Below are 19,136 nucleotides of genomic sequence, written 5' to 3'. Positions count from 1 at the left end.
TTAATTTAATTAAAATTTTTTATATTAAACTCTAATTTTTTCTCAGAATTTAAATGAGCCCATATTCGTAAAGAAATATTATAATAATACTTTCCTAAAGGAGTAAGAAAAGGATATTCCCAACCTACCCATATAGTAGTAGTTAATTTTGGTGTTAGACCTACAAACCAAAAATCAGTATATTTATTAGTTGTTCCTGTTTTACAAGCTATTTTGTTTTTTATTTCATATCTTTTACGTAAAGATTTAGCTGTACCAAAAGATGCTACTCCTTCCATTAATTTAAATACCATATCTGATACTTTTTTATTCAAAACTTCTTTTTTAGAAATAGAAAATGTTTTTTCATCAGCGATTACTTGACCTAATCTATTTTTTATTTTTAATAAAATTCTAGGTTTGATATATATACCATGATTTTGAAATACATTAAAAGAATAAGTTATTTCGTAAAGTGTTAAATTTGCTGATCCTAAAGCTATTGTTATATTATTAGGTATATAAGATTTTATACCAATTTTATGGGCAAGATTAATTACTTCCTGTGGTGTAGTTTTTAATATTAGTCTAACAGCAACAGTATTCAACGAATATGCTAAAGATTCTTTTAGAGTAAAAAATCCTCCATATTTATTATTATAATTTTTAGGATTCCAATATTTTAAATATAATGGATCATTTGAAATTATAGTATTTGGAGTATAATTTAATTTTAGAATAGCTGTTGCATATACTATAGGTTTAAAAACAGAACCTATTTGACGTTTACTGTTTTGGACGTTATCATATTTAAAATAATTAAAATCTCTGCCTCCTATCCAAGATTTAATATATCCTGTATTAGGTTCAATTGATAACATTGCAACTTGCAATAAAGATTTGTAATATAACAATATATCTAATTTAGAGGCAAATATTTTTTTTTCTCCTTCCCATGTAAATATTTTTTCATAATGTTTTTTGTTAAATTCAATCATTATTTCTTTTTCAGAAAGCCCATTATTTTTAAGATCAATATAAGTTTTAGTATTACGTATTATATTCAATAATATTTGTTTATGTTTTTTAAACAAAGAGTATATTTTTTTAATATTTTTTAATAAAAAAAATTTTTTTTGTATATACATTAAATTCTGTTTAACAGAACTTTCAGATTTTTTTTGAAGATTAGAATCAATAGATGTATAAATCTTTAACCCACTTGAATTAATATCTAATATATTACCAGTTTTTTTTTTATATTCTTTAAGAAAATTATTAACTTCTGATTTGATGAAATCAGCATAATATGTTTCAAACTCATTTTTTTTTGGTGATAAATTAAAATTAATTTTAATAGATTTATTTATAGCTTTTTTATAAATTTCATTATTTATAAATCCATATTTTTTCATTTTAAATAATACAATATTTCTTTGTTTTATACATTTCTTAGGATTAAGAATAGGATTAAAATTTCTAGGATTTGAAAGCATACCTACTAATATAGCAGATTCATTTAAATTTAAATTAGAATAATTTTTATTAAAATAAGTTTTAGCAGCATTATAAATTCCTTTAGAATTAAACAGAAAATCAAATCTGTTCAAATAAATAGAAATTATTTCTTCTTTAGTAAAAATTTTTTCTAATTGTACTGCCAAAAAACATTCAATAATTTTTTGACGTATTCTTTTAAATTTATTTTTATTGGGATTACGAGTATATAATAATTTTATTACTTGTTGAGATATAGTACTACCACCACCTTTAAATCCTAAAAAAAAAATTACTCTTAATAAAGATCTGCCATCAATACCAGAATGATTTTTAAAACGAATATCTTCTTTAGCTATAAGTGCATTAATTAAATGATTAGGTAATTTATTATAATTAATATTCTTACTATTAGTAGTAAACTTTCCTAAAAGTTTGTTATTTATATCATAAACTGATGAACTTTTTTCAATTACTAAATTTTCTACTAAAGAAAGATAATTTTTTGGTATAGTTTTAATCGTTTGATGTATTATTATTGATATATATATAAAGAATGATATTATAACTATCCAAAATATATATATTTGTTTTTTATTCATATGATAATATTTTTATTATATTCTTAATATCATTTGGTAATGGACATTTAAAATAATATTTTTTTTTATTAAATGGATGTATAAAACCTAGTGAAAAAGCGTGTAAAGCTTGTCTAGGGAGTATTTTAAAACAAAAATTTAAAAATTCTTTATCTTTTTTATTTTTTAATATTTTATTTCCACCATAAATATGGTCATTAAATACAGGATGTCCAATATATTTAAAATGTACTCTTATTTGATGTGTTCTTCCTGTTTCTAAATAACAAGATACCAAATTAACATATTTAAATCTTTTTAAAACTTTATAATGCGTAACTGCATATTTTCCATAATTACCATCAGGGAATACATTCATTTTTTTCCTATTATATAAATTTCTTCCAATATGTCCTGTTATTGTACCTGTATTGTTTGATATATTTCCCCATACTAAAGCAATATATTGTCTTATAATTGTATGATAAAAAAATTGTTGTAATAAATGTTGTAAACAATATTCATTTTTAGAGACTATTATTAAACCTGAAGTATCTTTATCTATACGGTGAACTAAACCATCTCTACTTACTATCATTTTGTTGAAATTTTTTTTATGAAAATAATATTTCAAAGCATTTATTAAAGTATTGTTATAATGACCATAACTAGGATGAACTACCATTCCTGATGGTTTATTTACTAATATTAAATATTCATCTTCATATATAATATTTATAGGAATATTTTTAGGAATTATATGGTAATTATCTTTTTCATAATCAATTAAAATATGAATAATATCAAAAGGTTTTATACGATAATTGGATTTTACTGTAATTCCATTAACCTTAATATTTCCATTATTAGCTGAATTTTGAATCTTATTTCGTGTAATATTATATAATTTTTTTAATAAAAATTTATCAATTCGTATAGATTCTTGTTGTTGATCAACTTTAATAACAAAATACATTATTACTTATTACTTCTTAATTTTTTTAATGTAAATATAGATAATTCTATCAGGTTTTATATATTCTACATTTTTAGGAAAAAAATCCACAATTATATAATCATTAGTATTAGTAATATTAGTCTTATATATATCATTTTCATATATATGATATCGTAAGCCCATATTTTTTAATTTTTTTATAGCATCATCAAATGTAAGTTCTAATAAATTAGGAATCTTAATATAAACATTATGATTAGTATAATTATCTAATGATTTAAAAAATAGTATTGATAATACATAAATGATAAATACTAATATTAAAATATTAATACCTAATAATAAAATTATATTTTTTATATTTTTTATGATTTTTTTTATCATTATTAATTAAATTTATTTAATTAAATAAATTATTAAAAGTTTTGAAAAAAAACGTTGCTATTATTATGGGAGGGTATTCAAATGAATTTAGTATTTCTTTGCAAAGTGGACAAACAGTTTTTGATAATATTGATCGTAAAGAATTTAATCCTTTTAAAATTTATTTATTTAAAAATAAATGGGTATTGATAGATAATAATAAAGAATATAAAATAAATAAACATAATTTTACAACTAACATAAATGGTAAAATTTTACGATTTGATGTTGTCTATAATGCTATACACGGTACACCTGGTGAAGATGGTAAATTGCAAGCATATTTTAATATTGTCAATATACCATGTACTGGTGAAAATTTTCATCAATCAGCATTAACAATAAATAAAAATTTATGTAAAAAATTCTTGAATTCATTTGGAATTAAAACAGCAAAATCATTTTTGTTATATAACAATATAAAATTTTCAAATGAAAAAATAATACAAAAAGTTGGATTACCATGTATAATTAAACCTAATAAATCTGGTTCTAGTTTAGGAATATCTAAAGTAAATAAAAAAGATGAATTATTATTTGCAATAAATAAAGCATTTAATGAAGATAATGAAATTATTATAGAATCATTTTTAGATGGAATCGAAATTTCTGTAGGAGTTTTAACATTCAAAAATGAAGTTATAATACTTCCTATAACAGAAATTATAAGCGAAAATGTGTTTTTTGATTATGAAGCCAAATATTTAGGAAAAGCAAAAGAAATTACTCCTTCCAGAATATCATATTCTACTGAACAAAAAGTAAAAAAAATTGCAAAAAAAGTATATTCTTTATTAAGAATGTCTGGATTATCTAGATCAGATTATATAATAGTTAATGGAGAACCTTATTTCATAGAAATAAATACTATACCTGGTATGGCTAAAGATAGCATTGTTCCTAAACAAATTAAGATAGCAGGTCTATCTATTTCAGAAATTATTAGTAATACTATATATATATCTTTACATAGGTAAAAAAAATGAATATATTTATAAAATTTTAATAAACATGATTTATAAATTAATACAATTAATATTAAGTATTTCGATTATAATAATAATACATGAACTAGGTCATTTTATTCCTGCTAAATTATTAGGAACACGCGTAGAAAAATTTTTTTTATTTTTTGATCCTGGTTTTGCATTATTTAAAAAAAAAATTAAAGATACAGTATATGGTATAGGTTGGTTACCTTTAGGAGGATATATTAAGATTTCTGGACTAATTACTCAATCAAATAATACAAAAAATGATTTTTATTCCAAATCATCTTGGAAAAAATTATTAATTATGTTAGGAGGAGTAATAGCCAATATATTATTATCTATAATAATTTTTTCATTAATGATATTCAATTATAAAGAAATATATCTACCTGTTAAAAATATGAAATATGGTATTGTTGTAAATAGTATAGGACGAAATTTAGGTTTAAAAAATGGAGATTATATATTATATGTAGATGGAAAAAAAATTAAAAAATTTACCGATTTACCTAAATCTATTATTTTAGGTAATTCAATTATTATAAATAGAATGGGTAATATTATTACTTTACCTATAACAGATAATCAAAAAAGAATTTTTTTTTCAAACTTAAAAAAAATAGATTTGTTTATAAAACCCCGTATACCTACTATAATTGGACAAATTTTATCTAATGCAGATAAAAGATTAAAAATAGGTGATAAAATTATAGCTATTAATTCTAAACCTGTTAATTTTTTAGATCAATTAAAAGAAATATTATCTAAATTACCTAAAAAAAAATATATAATATTATCTATTAATAGAAATGGTAATTTATTAAAATTAATAACTACACAAAACAGTCTAAATGTTATATTTACAGGAAATTTTCAAATGGAAAAAATCAATTATAATTTAATTGAAAGTATTCCGGCTGGAATAATAAAGACTTGGGACTCATTAAAAACTCAAATAAACTTTTTCAAACAAGTGTTTAAGTTAAAAACTCAAGCTTATAAACAAGTTGGTAGTTTTTTTTCTATTGCTAATGTTTTTTCTCCAAAATGGAATGGTGAAATATTTTGGTTATTAACAGCTACATTATCAATATGGCTCGCTTTCTTAAATATACTTCCTATTCCATCACTTGATGGTGGATACGTATTTTTTATTTTATTAGAAATGATAATTGGAAAAAAACTTAACGATAAGTTCATAGAAAATACTATCACTATTGGATTTATGTTTCTAACATTTTTAATGTTTATTATTTTAATATGGGATTTTTTTAAAAATTTTATTAAATAATTTTATTATAAATTTTATTAGGAGTAACTACTATATCTAATGGTATATCATCCATATTTATATCTATTATTCTAGATATAGGTTCTAATAAACTTAATCCAATTTTTATTACGTCTACTCTACAATTAATTAAAAACTTATCATAAAATCCATAACCATATCCTACACGATTATATTCTTTATCAAAAATTAATAAAGGAATAAAGACTATATCTATCAATAGATAACTTATTTGTTCTGATTTTAAAGGTTCTAATATACCATATTTATTTTTTTTTAAAAAAGTATTTTTTTTAAATAAATAATTTTCTATAAACATGTTTGAAAAATTAATTTTAGGAATTACTACTTGTTTATCCATTGATAATAATTTATAAATAATGGGATATGTATTTATTTCATATTTTATGGGTAAATAAATATGATAATATTTTTTATTCCAAATATTAATATTTTGTATATTATTATATATTTTACTACTAAGTAGTAATAACTCTTTTTTAGATATTTCTTTTCTACGTTGTAAATAAATTTTACGAATTTCTTTTTTATAATACAATATACAATGTTGAATGTGTTGTTAGTAGGCGATACTGGATTCGAACCAGTGACATTCTGCTTGTAAAACAGATGCTCTAAACCAACTGAGCTAATCGCCTAAATAAATAAATATATGTAAATATTTGATATTTATCAGAAAATTTCTGATACAACAAAGGTACTTCCTCCTATAAAAATTAAATCTTCATTTTTAGATCTTATCTTGGCCATATCAAATGCTTCTATTACAGTATCAAAATATTGTGTATCTTTATAAGATTTTGTTAATTCTTTTATTTCTTGGATAGGAAACTTCCTATATATATTAGGTTGACAAAAATAATATAAAGCTTTTTTAGGAAAACATGATAAAATCTTTTGTATATCTTTTTCTTTAACAAATCCTAAAACTAAATGTAAATTTTTATATTTTTCTTGTTTTAACTGCCTAACTAATATTTTTATTCCACTTTCATTATGTCCTACATCACAAATTATTTTAGGACTATTTCCTAATATTTGCCATCTACCTTGTATATGGGTGTTATTAATTACGTTTTTCAATCCATTTTTTAAATCATTTTTTGATACTTTTATACCTAAAGTAGATAAAATTTCTATTGTTTTTAAAACTGTTTTTTGATTCAAAATTTGATAATTACCTTTCAAATCAGTATTATAAATTTCATAATTATTACTATTTACAAATGAAATAGGAGCATTTTTATTTTTTGCTATTTCTTGAAATATAAATTTAGTTTTCTTTGAATATTCACCAATTATAATGGGTGTATATGGTTTTATAATACCAGCTTTTTCATAAGCTATTTTATCTAAATTAGAACCTAAAGATTTTATATGATCAAAACTAATATTAGTAACAATAGAAATAATTGGTGAAATAATATTAGTAGAATCTAATCTTCCTCCCATTCCTACTTCAATAATAGCTATATCAACTTTTTTTTCTTTGAAATAGTAAAATCCTAATACAGTCATTATTTCAAAAAATGAAAAATATTCTAGAATATTTTTATATTTATTAATAAATGATATTATAAATTCTTTTTCAATCATATTGCCGTTATAACGAATACGTTCACGTAAATCTTTTAAATGTGGAGAAGTCAATAAACCTACTTTATATCCTGATTCTTGTAAAATAGATGATAACATATGAGATGTTGAACCTTTACCATTTGTTCCTCCTATATGAATGCTTTTAAATTGTTGTTGAGGATGTTTTAAATATTGGCATAAACTATATATACGATGTAATCCAGTGTTATATTTTTTATTTTTATACAATTTATCAAAAATCCATTTAACAATTTGTATATAATTCATAATTATTTTATCCGTGAAATATACGCCCCTAATATACGTAAACGTTGATCAATATTTTCATAACCTCTTTCAATTTGTTCTATATTAGAAATTATACTACACCCTTTAGCAGATAACGCAGCTATTAACAATGATAGACCTGATCTTATATCGGTAGCACTTAATAGAGATGATCCACGTAAAGGATATTTTTTATCTAAACCCATTACTATTGCTCTATGTGGATCACACAAAATTATTTTTGCCCCCATATCGATTAGTTTATCTACAAAAAATAATCTACTTTCAAACATTTTTTGATGAATTAAAATACTGCCATTAGCTTGAGTGGCGACAACTAATATTATGCTTAATAAATCTGGTGTTAGTCCAGGCCATGGAGCATCATAAATCGTCAAAATGGAACCATCCATAAATTTTTTAATAGAATAATTACCTTGTGAAGGGATATAAATATAATTGTTATGTTCTTCTAATTTAATACCTAATTTTTTAAAAGTATTTGTAATAATCCCTAAATTTTTATAACAAATATTTTTAATTATAATTTCTGAATTAGTTATAGCTGCTAAACCTATCCAACTACCAATTTCAATTATATCTGGCATTATTGAATGTTCACATCCATTTAAACGATTAACACCTATAATATTTAATAAATTTGACCCAACACCTTTTATTATAGCTCCCATATTTATTAACATTTTACATAATTGTTGAATATATGGTTCACAAGCAGCATTAAAAATAGTGGTTTTTCCCTTAGCTAAAACAGAGGCCATAAGTATATTAGCTGTGGCAGTAATAGATTGTTCCTCCAAAATTAAATATTTACCTACTAAATTATTAGTATTAAGAACATAAACTTTATTCTTATAAGTTATATTAACTCCTAAATCAATAAATCCCTTTATGTGAGTATCTATATGTCTGATACCAATTTTATCTCCTCCAGGAATAGGCATAATAGCTTTGCCAAATCTACCCAATATAGGTCCTGCAATCATAATAGATCCGCGTATCTTAGAACTTTTTTTTAAAAAAATTTTTGTATTAAAAAAATCAAAATTTATATTTTTTGCTTGAAAAGTATAATGATTTTTATTATTAGATATAATCTCTACTCCTAAATATTTTAAAATTGAAATTAAACATTTAATATCTCTTATATTAGGTATATTTTTAATACTTATTTTATCTGAAGTTAAAAGTACAGCACATAGCACTTGTAAAGCTTCATTTTTAGAACCTTGAGGAATAACTTCTCCCTTTAAAGATCTACCTCCTATTATTTTAAATTTTTCCAATTTGTTTGTTAATTTTTAAATTAAGTTCTTTTAATTTTTCTAAACTTAATACTGATGGTGCATTTATCATAGTATCACGTCCTGCATTATTTTTAGGAAAAGCAATAAAATCTTTAATATTGTCATTACCAGTAATAGTAGACATAAGTCTCTCTAGTCCTATAGCAATTCCACCGTGTGGTGGAGCTCCATATTCAAGAGCTTCTAATAAAAATCCAAATTGTGTATATATTTCATCTTTTGAAAGTCCTATACATTTTAAAACAGTTTCTTGTAATTTTCTTTTATGAATGCGTATAGAACCTCCACCTATTTCTACTCCATTTATTACTAAATCATATGATTTAGCAAAAACTTTTTGAGGGGCATTTTTTAAAAATTTTATATCTTTATCTTTAGGACTAGTAAAAGGATGATGTAAAAAATAAAATCTTTTTCTTTTTTCATCCCATTCAAATAATGGAAAATCTACTATCCATAATGGAGCAAATTTTTTAAATTTCAATTTTAAAAAATTTGCTATTTTTAGTCGTAATTTTTCCATTATAATTTTTTTATATTTTACTGCTATTATAATTAACAAATCTCCTGGATTAGCATCAATACGCTTAGCCCAATTTTTTAAATTGATATTATCAAATATGTCTAATGGATATTGAAATGTACCATCATATAAATATTTTATCCATATAACAAAATTAATATCTTCTTTTTCAAGATATTTAATCAGTTTATCAATTTCTTGGTATATAGCATATTTAGGAATTATAATACTAACAATTTCATATCCTGGTTTTAGAAAATTTGAAATTACTGATTTTTTTAAATCATTTAATTCACAATATCTAATATCAAAACGTAGATCAGGTTTATCAGAACCATACATTTTAATTGCGTTAACATAAGAAAGTTTTAAAAATGGTTGTGATATATTTAATCCACATTTATTATTTATTATATAACAAATAAGTTCTTCAATTATATTTTGAATATTATTTTCTTCAATAAAAGACATTTCACAATCTATTTGTGTAAATTCAGGTTGTCTGTAGGAACGTAAATCTTCATCACGAAAACATTTAACAATTTGAAAATATTTATCTATGCCACCTATCATTAATAATTGCTTAAAAATTTGAGGTGATTGAGGTAAAGAATAAAATTTTCCTATATTTATACGTGATGGCACAACAAAATCACGTGCTCCTTCTGAAGTTGATTTAATCAACATTGGAGTTTCAATTTCTATAAATCCTTTATTAGAAAAAAATTTTCGTATTATTAATGTAATTTCATGACGCAAAATAAGTTTATTTTTTATTATATTTCTACGTATATCAAGATAACGATACCTCATACGTAACTCATCATTACCATCAGTTTTATCTTCTATAAGAAATGGAGGTACACGTGATTTATTAAGTATTTTTACTTCTGATACTAATACTTCTATTTCACCAGTAGGATTATCTAAATTTTTGAATTTTCTTTCTACAACTTTTCCTTTTATTTGAATAATAAATTCTCTACCTAATTTAATTATCCTTTTTTTTAATGGATTATCTTTATAAAAGGTTAATTGAATTATACCTGAATAATCTCTTAAATCAATAAAACTAATAGAGCCTAAATTTCTATTTTTATGAATCCATCCTACTAATAAAACATATTTTCCAATATCTGTTATGCGTAACGTACCGCAATAGTGTTTTTTATACATTTAAATAATATAACAAAATAAGTTTTTTATCTTTGATAAAGATAAAAAAATATGAATTTTTTAAAAAAAATATTATATACTGTAATAGGATTAGGATTAGTTTTAATAACTTTATGTATAGCATTATACATAAGTTTATTTTCTTTTTTGATTCATTTTAATAAATATCAAAATTATAATTCATTTTATGAATTAGAAAAAACTAAAAATTTTTTAGTAAAAATTGGTGCTCTAATTGTAGATAAATTTATTTATAATGGTTCTTTTTTATTGCCATTATTATTAATTGGATTAATAATTTTATTTTGTATTAATTATATTAAATATATTTTAATACTTTTGATTCCTATTGTTATTTTATATAGTGGTACTATAAGTATATTATTTTTTTTATATATAATTTTTTTATTTAAAATTACTCCTTTTAAGTTAAGAACTCTAAAAAAACTTTATGATTTAAAAAACAAAACTTGTAGAGAAGAATTTAACAAAAAAGAATTTAATAAAAAAGTAGAATATAATAAGTACAAAATTGTTGAAATTTTTAAAAATTATAAAATAGAAATTAAAAATATAAAAGCTACAATAGGACATCAAATAACATTATATGAAATAGTTCCAGAAGTAGGAGTACGTATTGCAAAAATAAAAAATCTTGAAAATGAAATTGCTCTTAATTTGTCTGCAATACACGTCCGTATTATAGCTCCTCTCCCTGGAAAAGGAACAATTGGGATAGAAATTCCTAATAAAAATCCTATTCCAGTTTATATTAAACATGTTATTTTGTCACAAATTTTTAAAAAAGCAATAATGGAATTACCTATAATTATAGGTATAAATATATATAATAAACCATTTATAGTAGATCTTACTAAGATGCCTCATTTACTTATAGCAGGGGCTACTGGACAAGGAAAATCTGTAGGATTAAATGCTATAATAATATCATTATTATGTAAAAAGAAACATTATGAATTAAAATTTGTTATGATAGACCCTAAAAAAGTAGAATTATATCAATATAAAAAAATTGATTTTTTTTTAGCTAAAATACCTAACGATGATGAATATATAATAACTGATGCAAATCGAGCAAAAGATGTGTTAAATGCTTTGTGTAAAGAAATGGATAGAAGATATAATATTCTTAAAAAAAAGATGGTTAGAAATATTCAAGAATATAATAAAAAATATAAAATTTTGCCTTATATTGTATTGATTATTGATGAATTTGCAGATTTAATAATTAAAGAAATAGAAATTTATATTCTACGTTTATCTAGATTATCTCGTGCTGTAGGAATTCATCTAATAATAGCCACGCAACGTCCATCAGTTAATATAATAACAGGTATTATAAAAGCTAATTTTCCAGCACGTATTGCTTTTAAAGTAGCATCTAAAGTTGATTCAATAACTATATTAGATACTATAGGTGCTGATAAACTAATGGGTAAAGGTGATATGTTATTTTATAATGGAAGTGAAATAATACGTTTACAATGTCCTTTTATAGATACACATGATATTGAAACTATTATAAATAATTATAAAAAAACTAATAAAATTATGAAAAACGATAATTTTCAACTTCCTATGCCTGATTAAAATATTTCTGAATTTTATTACGAATTAAATCAATATTTATTGATTTTAAAAGTTGACCTTTAATCATAGCAAAAAAGTTATGTCCTACACATTTTCCCAAAATATAATTATCAAATAAATTAATAATCAATCTAGCATCAATTCCATTTTTAATAATATTGTCTGAAAGTGCTGTACAAAGTATTATTTCATTTTTAAAAATATTAAAAATAATAATGCATAAATTAAATATATCTTTACGTAATTCTAATGTAATAGTTTTAATTAAATTAAAATCTAAATCAGTTTTTTCCAAAATAATAGTATGTGATGTAGTTTTTTCTGCTCTAGATATCCATTCGTTTTTTAAAATATTAAGTTGTTTTTTTTCAATATTTTTAAGCTTAAATTTTAGTATTTTATTATTATTTTTAATATTATTAATAGCTTTTATTGGATCAATTGGATTTTTTAAATTATTGATAATAATATTATATTTTTTATAAATGTCTTTTAGATATTTTATAGCATTTATTGATGTAATGGCTTCAATACGCCGTATACCTAAAGCTACAGATGATTCGGAAATTATTTTAAATATTTGAATATCTTTTGTATTATGTACGTGGGTGCCAATACATAATTCTATTGAATTACCAAATCTAATTGTACGTACAATATTACCATATTTATTTCCAAAAAGTGCTATAGCTCCATCTTTTAAAGCTTGTTTTAATGATATATTTCTCTTTTCTTCTAAAGAAAATCCTTTATTAATTATTTCATCTACATTAGATTCAATAATCTCTATTATATTATCATTTAATTTATATGAATTAGAAAAATCAAATCTTATCTTATCTGGTCCTACGTAAGATCCTCTTTGTTCAACATGATTTCCTAAAATTTTTCTTAATACATAATGTAATAAATGTGTTGCAGTATGATTTTTTTCAATTTTTTTTCTTCTATCAATGTCTACTATTGCTTTAAAATTCTTATTAGGATTATTAGGAATTTTTGATACTATATGTAATATAAGATCATTTTCTTTTTTTGTATTTAAAATAGAAATTTTTTCATCATCATTTATAATAAAACCAATGTCTCCAACTTGACCACCACTTTCAGGATAAAAAGGAGTATTATCTAAAACAATTTGATAATATTTATCTTTATATGTTTCTACTAATCTATATTTAATAATATTAGCGTATGTTTCTAATTTATCGTAACCTACAAAATAAGAATAATCATTTTTATTAATGATCCAATCATGATATTGTATTATCCTATTTTTTCTTGAACGTTGTTTTTGTTCAAACATTTTTTTTTCAAAACCACTTTTATCAATAGTTAAATTATTTTTTTTTGCTATAGTATAAGAAAAATCATATGGGAATCCATAAGTATCGTAAAGCTCAAATATTTTAGCTCCATCAATAGTATTTTTATTTTTAAATTCCTTTATAATTTGTTTAATACGTATTAAACCATTATCTATAATTTTAATAAAAGAATTTTCTTCTTCTTTAATTACTTGTTTAATCAATAATTTATTATTGTTAATTTCAGGGAATACTTCATTTGTATTAATAGCTAATGTATCAACTAATTTATAAAGGAAAGGATTTTTTTGTTCAAGAAAATTATAAGCATAACTCATAGCACGTCGTAAAATACGACGTATTACATATCCTGCACCAGTATTAGAAGGACGTTTACCATCTGATATAGCAAAAGCAATTGCACGAATATGATCAGCAATAATACGTATTGCAATATCTTCATTTGTTTCTAGTCCATATATTTGGCCAGTATATCTTTCAATATCTTTAATTAAAGGCATAAATATATCAGTATCATAATTAGATGATTTTCTTTGAATAATTCTACATAATCTTTCAAATCCTAGACCAGTATCAACATGCTTTTTTGGTAATTTTTCTAAATTACCATCTTTTTTACGACAAAATTCTATAAAAACAATATTCCATATTTCAATAACTTCAGGATTTCCTTGATTTATTAATTTATAACCAGGAACTTTAACTTTTTCTTTATTACTTCGCAAATCAATATGAATTTCTGAACAAGGACCACATGGTCCAGTTAAACCCATTTCCCAAAAATTATATTTTTTATCAAATAAAAGTATGCGATTATCATTAATAATGTTTTTCCAAAATTTATATGTATCTTTATCAAAAGGTAATTTATCTTGCACATCACCACTAAAAATTGTTACATAAATATCTTCTTTTGAAATGTTATAAATCTCTGTCAATAGCTCAAAAGCCCAATAAATAGCTTCTTCTTTAAAATAATCACCAAAAGACCAATTACCAAGCATTTCAAACATAGTATGGTGATAATTATCATATCCAACATTATTTAAGTCATTGTGTTTTCCAGTAATACGTAAACATTTTTGAGTATTTGCAATACGTGGATATTCTATTTTTTTATTATCTAAAAAATAATCTTTGAATTGATTCATTCCTGCATTAGTAAATAACAATGTAGGGTCATCTTTAATTATAATAGATGATGACTCAACTATTTTATGATTTTTTTTTTAAAAAAATCTATAAATGCTTTCCGTATATATTTAGATTTCATAAGTTTTTTTATAAAAATGAGTTTTATGGAAATATTCCTAATATTTGATATGAATTATATATTTTTTGAATAGCTAATGTAAAAGCAGCTATACGCAAATTTTCTATATTTTTCTGTTTTTTTATGTTTAGCAATTCATGAAAAGAATTTATCATTGTATCTTCTAATCCACTATATACTAAATCAATTTCATATGGACTATGTAAAATAATATTTCTTTCATATTCAGATATTTTTTTTCCACTAATTTTTTCTATTGATTGTAAAATCTTTAAATTTTTATTTTCATTAAAACGTCTTTCAATACGACCATGTCGTACATGACTAATGTTTTTTAACCATTCAAAATAAGAAACTGTAACTCCTCCTGCATTAAGATATATATCTGGTATAATAAGTATACCTTTTTTATTAAGAATTTCATCTGCTTCTGTAGTTACTGGTCCATTAGCAGCTTCTCCTATAATTTTGGCTTTTATACGGTGTGCATTTTCACTATTAATAACATTTTCTAATGCAGCGGGAATTAAAATATCGCATTCAATTTCTAATGCTTCTAAAGTATTTTTAATATTTTTAGCTCCAGGAAAATTTAAAATAGATTTATTTTCTTTTAAATAAATCATTACTTCTTCTATGTTAAATCCTTTAGGATTATATATTGCACCTTCACGTTCTGCCAATGCTATTATGATAGCACCAGATTCATATAAAAATTTAGCAGAATGATAACCTACATTACCTAATCCTTGTATTATTACACGTTTTCCTTCTAATCCAACATCTAAACCTAGATTATTCATTTCTTCTTTAAGATTACAAAGTTCTTTTATACCATAAAAAACACCTAAACCAGTAGCTTCTTTACGTCCACGCACACCTCCTTGTGAAATTGGTTTTCCAGTTACACAAGCTAAAGCATTAACATCACCTGGATTTAATGAAATATAAGTATCTAATATCCAACTCATTTCTTGTTCTCCAGTACCATAATCTGGGGCAGGAACATCAATACCGGAACCTATAAAATTTTTTTTTATTAATTCATATGTATATCTTCTAATTAATTTTTCTTTAAATTCAGATTGTATTTTAGGATCTATTTTTATACCACCTTTAGCTCCTCCAAATGGTACATTTACTATTGCACATTTATAAGTCATAAGTGCGGCTAAAGCTATAACTTCATCTTGGTTAACATCTGTACTAAAACGTATTCCCCCTTTACAGGGTAATTTATGTTGAGAATGTTGAACTCTATAAGCCTCTATAACTTTTATTTCATCACCTAATTTTATAGGAAAAAATATTCGGTATACTGCATTACAAACTTTAATCTGTTCTAATAAACCTTTATCATATTCTTTATAAAATAGAGAAGCTTTTTCAAAATTTTTTTCTACAGATTTAAAAAAACTATTAGACATAATTTTATTATTTATTTTATTATTTGTTTTGTAATTTAAATTTTTTTTTAGTTAACCAAAATTTTTATATAACTATATTTATTATTTTATTTGGAATAATAATAAAATTTTTAATTTTTTTACCATTTAAAAAATTTATTATTTTTTTATCATTTAAAATAATATTTTTAATATTATCAGTTGTAACATTTATTTCAAAATCCATTTTGAATTTTAATTTTCCATTAAACATTATAGGATATGTAATATTTTTTTCTGATAAATATTCTGAACAAAACTTTGGAAGTTTAGCAAAGCTAACTGAATATTTATAACCTAATTGACACCATAATTCTTCAGTAATATGGGGTGCAAAAGGAGAAAGCAAAATTACTAATGGTTCTAATATAACACGTTTATTACACTTTAATTTTATCAAATTATTTACGGAAATCATAAAAGTACTAACTGAAGTATTAAAAGATAAATATTGCATATTTTCTATAATTTTTTTAATTGTCTTATGTAATATTTTTAATTCTTCAGTAGAAGGCGATTTTTTATCATCCACATAAAATGTCCCTTTATTATAAAATAACATCCAAAATTTTTTTAAAAAATTATGGACACCAGTAATTCCTTGTATATCCCATGGTTTAGAATATCTTAAAGGACCTAAAAACATCTCATATAATCTTAACGTATCAGCACCATATTTATTACAAATAATATCTGGATTAATAATATTAAATTTAGATTTTGACATTTTTTCCATTTTACGTTTACATAAAAACAATCTGTTTTTCATATATAAATTGGCTTTAAAAAATTCAGGGTGCCATTCTCTCAATTTTTTTACATCTAATTCATTATTTGTTTTTAACAAATTTATATCAATTGGTATATATTGTATATATGGTAAATGTTTTTTTTTAACTAAATCATAAGATATTAATATATTATTCTTAATATCACGTAATATATAAGCAGAATATCCTAATATAAGTCCTTGATTTATAAGTTTTTTAAAAGGTTCTTCTGTTTTTACAATACCAATGTCTTTTAAAAATTTATGAAAAAATCTAGCGTATATTAAATGTCCAGTAGTATGTTCAGATCCACCTATATATAAATCTACATTTTTCCAATAAGATTCATTTTCTGGGTTTACAATATTTTTTATATTTAAAGGATCCATATAACGTATAAAATACCAACTTGATCCTGCCCAACTGGGCATAGTATCAGTTTCTATAGGAAATACATGTTTTTGATCTATAAGATCATTAGAAACAACTTTTTGTTTTATTTCATCCCAAGCCCATATTTTAGCTCTATTAAGTGGAGATTTTCCATTTTTTAACGGCAAATAATAATCAATATTTGGAAGTACTAAAGGTAATTTATCTATTGTTTTAGGTATTCCTTCTTGAAAATATATAGGAATTGGTTCCCCCCAATAACGTTGTCTAGAAAATACAGCATCACGTAAATGATAATTTATCATAGAAAAACCTATACCTTTTTCTTCTATCTTTTTTGTAATGATTTCAATAGCAGCCTTTACATTTAACCCATTAAGAAAATAAGAATTTATGCAAACTCCTTCTTTAGCTTCATAAGCTTGATTTTGTACATTAATATTGTTTTTGCTTTTAATTACTTCTAATATATTTAATCCAAATTTTTTAGCCAATTTATGATCTCGTTTATCATGTGCAGGAACAGCCATAACAGCTCCAGTTCCATAAACATCCAAAATATAATTACTAATATATATTGGAATTTTAGTTTCGGTAAATGGATGCAAAGCATAAGCTCCAGTAAACTCTCCAGAAATATTATCTATATTTGCTATATTTGTTGATTCATTTATATATTCTTGTATTTTTTCATATTGTTCAATAGTAGTTATATTATTTACTATAGTATGATTAATAGATAATACAATAAATGAAACTCCAAATATTGTATCTGGACGTGTAGTAAATATTTGTATAGTATAATTATGATTTATTATTTTGAATATAATATTTACTCCATAAGATTTTCCTATCCAATTAATTTGTGCTTCTTTTATAGAAGTAGGCCAATCTAAATATTCTAATCCTTTTAAAAGACGTTCAGCATAAGCAGTTATTCTAAGATTCCATTGTATCATTTTTTTTTTATAAACAGTATTACCACAACGTTTACTTTTTCCATTACTTATTTCATCATTTGCAAGCACAGTTCCAAGTTCTGGGCACCAGTTTACTATAGATTCTGAATAAAATGCTAACCTATACATTTGTAATATATTTTCTTTAGTAGTTAAAGAAAAATCTTTCCATTCTTTAGAAGAAAATTTTTTATGATTCGTTTTAATAGATAAATTACCATTTTTTTCAAAAATTTTAATTAATTTTTTTATAGGTTTAGCACTATCAGTATTTTGATCATACCAATGGTTGAAAAGTTGTACAAAAATATATTGTGTCCAACGATAATATTTTGGATCACTAGTCCGTATTTCTCTATCCCAATCAAAAGAAAAACCAATATTATTTAATTGTTTTTTATATCGTTTTATATTAATTTTTGTAGTTTTCTTAGGATGATTTCCAGTTTTAATAGAATATTGTTCTGTGGGAAGACCAAAAGAATCAAATCCCATTGGATGAAGAACATTATAACCTTGTAAACGTTTGTATCTAGCCAATATATCAGAAGCTATATATCCTAATAAATGACCAACATGAAGTCCCGATCCTGAAGGATAAGGGAACATATCTAATATATAAAATTTAGGTTTTTTAGAAATATTCTTTGTTTGAAAAATTTTATTTTTTTTCCAATATTGTTGCCAATATTTTTCTATATACCTAAAATTATATTCCATAA

General features: G+C 22.6%; 12 protein-coding genes, 1 tRNA gene and 1 pseudogene. 3 read left to right on the top strand and 11 right to left on the bottom strand.

Annotated elements, in window-relative coordinates:
- Positions 1-5: 5 nt before the first annotated feature.
- From NHG04_01230 to NHG04_01220, 3 genes are read right to left on the bottom strand one after another with little or no spacing between them, the layout of a single operon-like run.
- Entirely contained in the window at positions 6-2,078 is a 2,073-nt protein-coding gene (locus NHG04_01230) for a penicillin-binding protein (protein ID WGH27276.1), read from the bottom strand.
- Positions 2,071-3,033 (bottom strand): RluA family pseudouridine synthase, encoded by a 963-nt coding sequence (locus tag NHG04_01225; protein WGH27275.1) that lies wholly within the window; start codon positions 3,031-3,033, stop codon positions 2,071-2,073. Before NHG04_01225 ends, NHG04_01230 begins: the two co-directional genes overlap by 8 nt.
- A 9-nt stretch (positions 3,034-3,042) precedes the next feature.
- Entirely contained in the window at positions 3,043-3,399 is a 357-nt protein-coding gene (locus tag NHG04_01220; GenBank protein ID WGH27274.1) for a hypothetical protein, read from the bottom strand.
- Between the two features lie 65 nt (positions 3,400-3,464).
- On the opposite strand from NHG04_01220, the gene NHG04_01215 reads away from it, so the two are divergent.
- Together NHG04_01215 and rseP are read left to right on the top strand one after the other, a co-directional pair.
- Positions 3,465-4,415 (top strand): D-alanine--D-alanine ligase, encoded by a 951-nt coding sequence (locus NHG04_01215; GenBank protein ID WGH27545.1) that lies wholly within the window; start codon positions 3,465-3,467, stop codon positions 4,413-4,415.
- 34 nt (positions 4,416-4,449) lie between these two features.
- Positions 4,450-5,721 (top strand): RIP metalloprotease RseP, encoded by a 1,272-nt coding sequence (gene rseP, locus NHG04_01210; protein ID WGH27273.1) that lies wholly within the window; start codon positions 4,450-4,452, stop codon positions 5,719-5,721.
- Here the strand turns inward: rseP and NHG04_01205 are convergent.
- The 5 genes from NHG04_01205 to aspS all read right to left on the bottom strand — a co-directional run bounded on the left by NHG04_01205 (position 5,714) and on the right by aspS (position 10,635).
- Positions 5,714-6,280 (bottom strand): 5-formyltetrahydrofolate cyclo-ligase, encoded by a 567-nt coding sequence (locus NHG04_01205; GenBank protein ID WGH27272.1) that lies wholly within the window; start codon positions 6,278-6,280, stop codon positions 5,714-5,716. The two genes, rseP and NHG04_01205, sit on opposite strands and share 8 nt — an antisense overlap.
- Positions 6,281-6,305: 25 nt before the next feature.
- Positions 6,306-6,380, bottom strand: a tRNA-Val gene (locus tag NHG04_01200).
- A 34-nt stretch (positions 6,381-6,414) separates the two neighbouring features.
- Positions 6,415-7,608: a bifunctional folylpolyglutamate synthase/dihydrofolate synthase gene (locus tag NHG04_01195; protein WGH27271.1), complete on the bottom strand. Its 1,194-nt coding sequence runs from the start codon at positions 7,606-7,608 to the stop codon at positions 6,415-6,417.
- A 2-nt stretch (positions 7,609-7,610) separates the two neighbouring features.
- Positions 7,611-8,915 carry a UDP-N-acetylglucosamine 1-carboxyvinyltransferase gene (gene murA, locus NHG04_01190; protein WGH27270.1) on the bottom strand — a complete coding sequence of 435 codons (1,305 nt, stop codon included), beginning with the start codon at positions 8,913-8,915 and terminating at the stop codon, positions 7,611-7,613.
- The gene (aspS, locus tag NHG04_01185) at positions 8,902-10,635 is read right to left on the bottom strand and encodes an aspartate--tRNA ligase (GenBank protein WGH27269.1); all 1,734 of its coding nucleotides are present in this window, start codon (positions 10,633-10,635) and stop codon (positions 8,902-8,904) included. Before aspS ends, murA begins: the two co-directional genes overlap by 14 nt.
- A 507-nt stretch (positions 10,636-11,142) precedes the next feature.
- Between aspS and NHG04_01180 the strand changes: the two are divergent.
- Positions 11,143-12,246: pseudogene (locus NHG04_01180) on the top strand (FtsK/SpoIIIE domain-containing protein).
- Here NHG04_01180 and alaS read toward each other — a convergent pair.
- The 3 genes from alaS to leuS form a co-directional block, all read right to left on the bottom strand.
- Positions 12,233-14,746, bottom strand: a complete 2,514-nt coding sequence (gene alaS / locus NHG04_01175; GenBank protein ID WGH27268.1) for an alanine--tRNA ligase — start codon at positions 14,744-14,746, stop codon at positions 12,233-12,235. The pseudogene NHG04_01180 and the gene alaS overlap by 14 nt on opposite strands.
- 124 nt (positions 14,747-14,870) lie before the next feature.
- Positions 14,871-16,274: a Glu/Leu/Phe/Val dehydrogenase gene (locus tag NHG04_01170; GenBank protein ID WGH27267.1), complete on the bottom strand. Its 1,404-nt coding sequence runs from the start codon at positions 16,272-16,274 to the stop codon at positions 14,871-14,873.
- A 64-nt stretch (positions 16,275-16,338) separates the two neighbouring features.
- Positions 16,339-19,134 (bottom strand): leucine--tRNA ligase, encoded by a 2,796-nt coding sequence (gene leuS, locus NHG04_01165; protein WGH27266.1) that lies wholly within the window; start codon positions 19,132-19,134, stop codon positions 16,339-16,341.
- Between the last annotated feature and the right edge of the window lie 2 nt (positions 19,135-19,136).

The organism is Candidatus Bostrichicola ureolyticus (genome assembly GCA_029851125.1).
GTDB classification, from domain to species: domain Bacteria; phylum Bacteroidota; class Bacteroidia; order Flavobacteriales; family Blattabacteriaceae; genus Bostrichidicola; species Bostrichidicola ureolyticus.
Note: the sequence above shows the minus strand (reverse complement) of the source record. Positions and strands in the feature narration are given on the sequence as shown.

Coding starts and splice junctions, on each gene's coding strand:
- NHG04_01170 (WGH27267.1), bottom strand. CDS start 16,274: ATGTCTAATAGTTTTTTTAAATCTGTAGAAAAAAATTTTGAAAAAGCT.
- NHG04_01215 (WGH27545.1), top strand. CDS start 3,465: ATGGGAGGGTATTCAAATGAATTTAGTATTTCTTTGCAAAGTGGACAA.
- NHG04_01225 (WGH27275.1), bottom strand. CDS start 3,033: ATGTATTTTGTTATTAAAGTTGATCAACAACAAGAATCTATACGAATT.
- rseP (WGH27273.1), top strand. CDS start 4,450: ATGATTTATAAATTAATACAATTAATATTAAGTATTTCGATTATAATA.
- leuS (WGH27266.1), bottom strand. CDS start 19,134: ATGGAATATAATTTTAGGTATATAGAAAAATATTGGCAACAATATTGG.
- NHG04_01195 (WGH27271.1), bottom strand. CDS start 7,608: ATGAATTATATACAAATTGTTAAATGGATTTTTGATAAATTGTATAAA.
- NHG04_01230 (WGH27276.1), bottom strand. CDS start 2,078: ATGAATAAAAAACAAATATATATATTTTGGATAGTTATAATATCATTC.
- NHG04_01220 (WGH27274.1), bottom strand. CDS start 3,399: ATGATAAAAAAAATCATAAAAAATATAAAAAATATAATTTTATTATTA.
- aspS (WGH27269.1), bottom strand. CDS start 10,635: ATGTATAAAAAACACTATTGCGGTACGTTACGCATAACAGATATTGGA.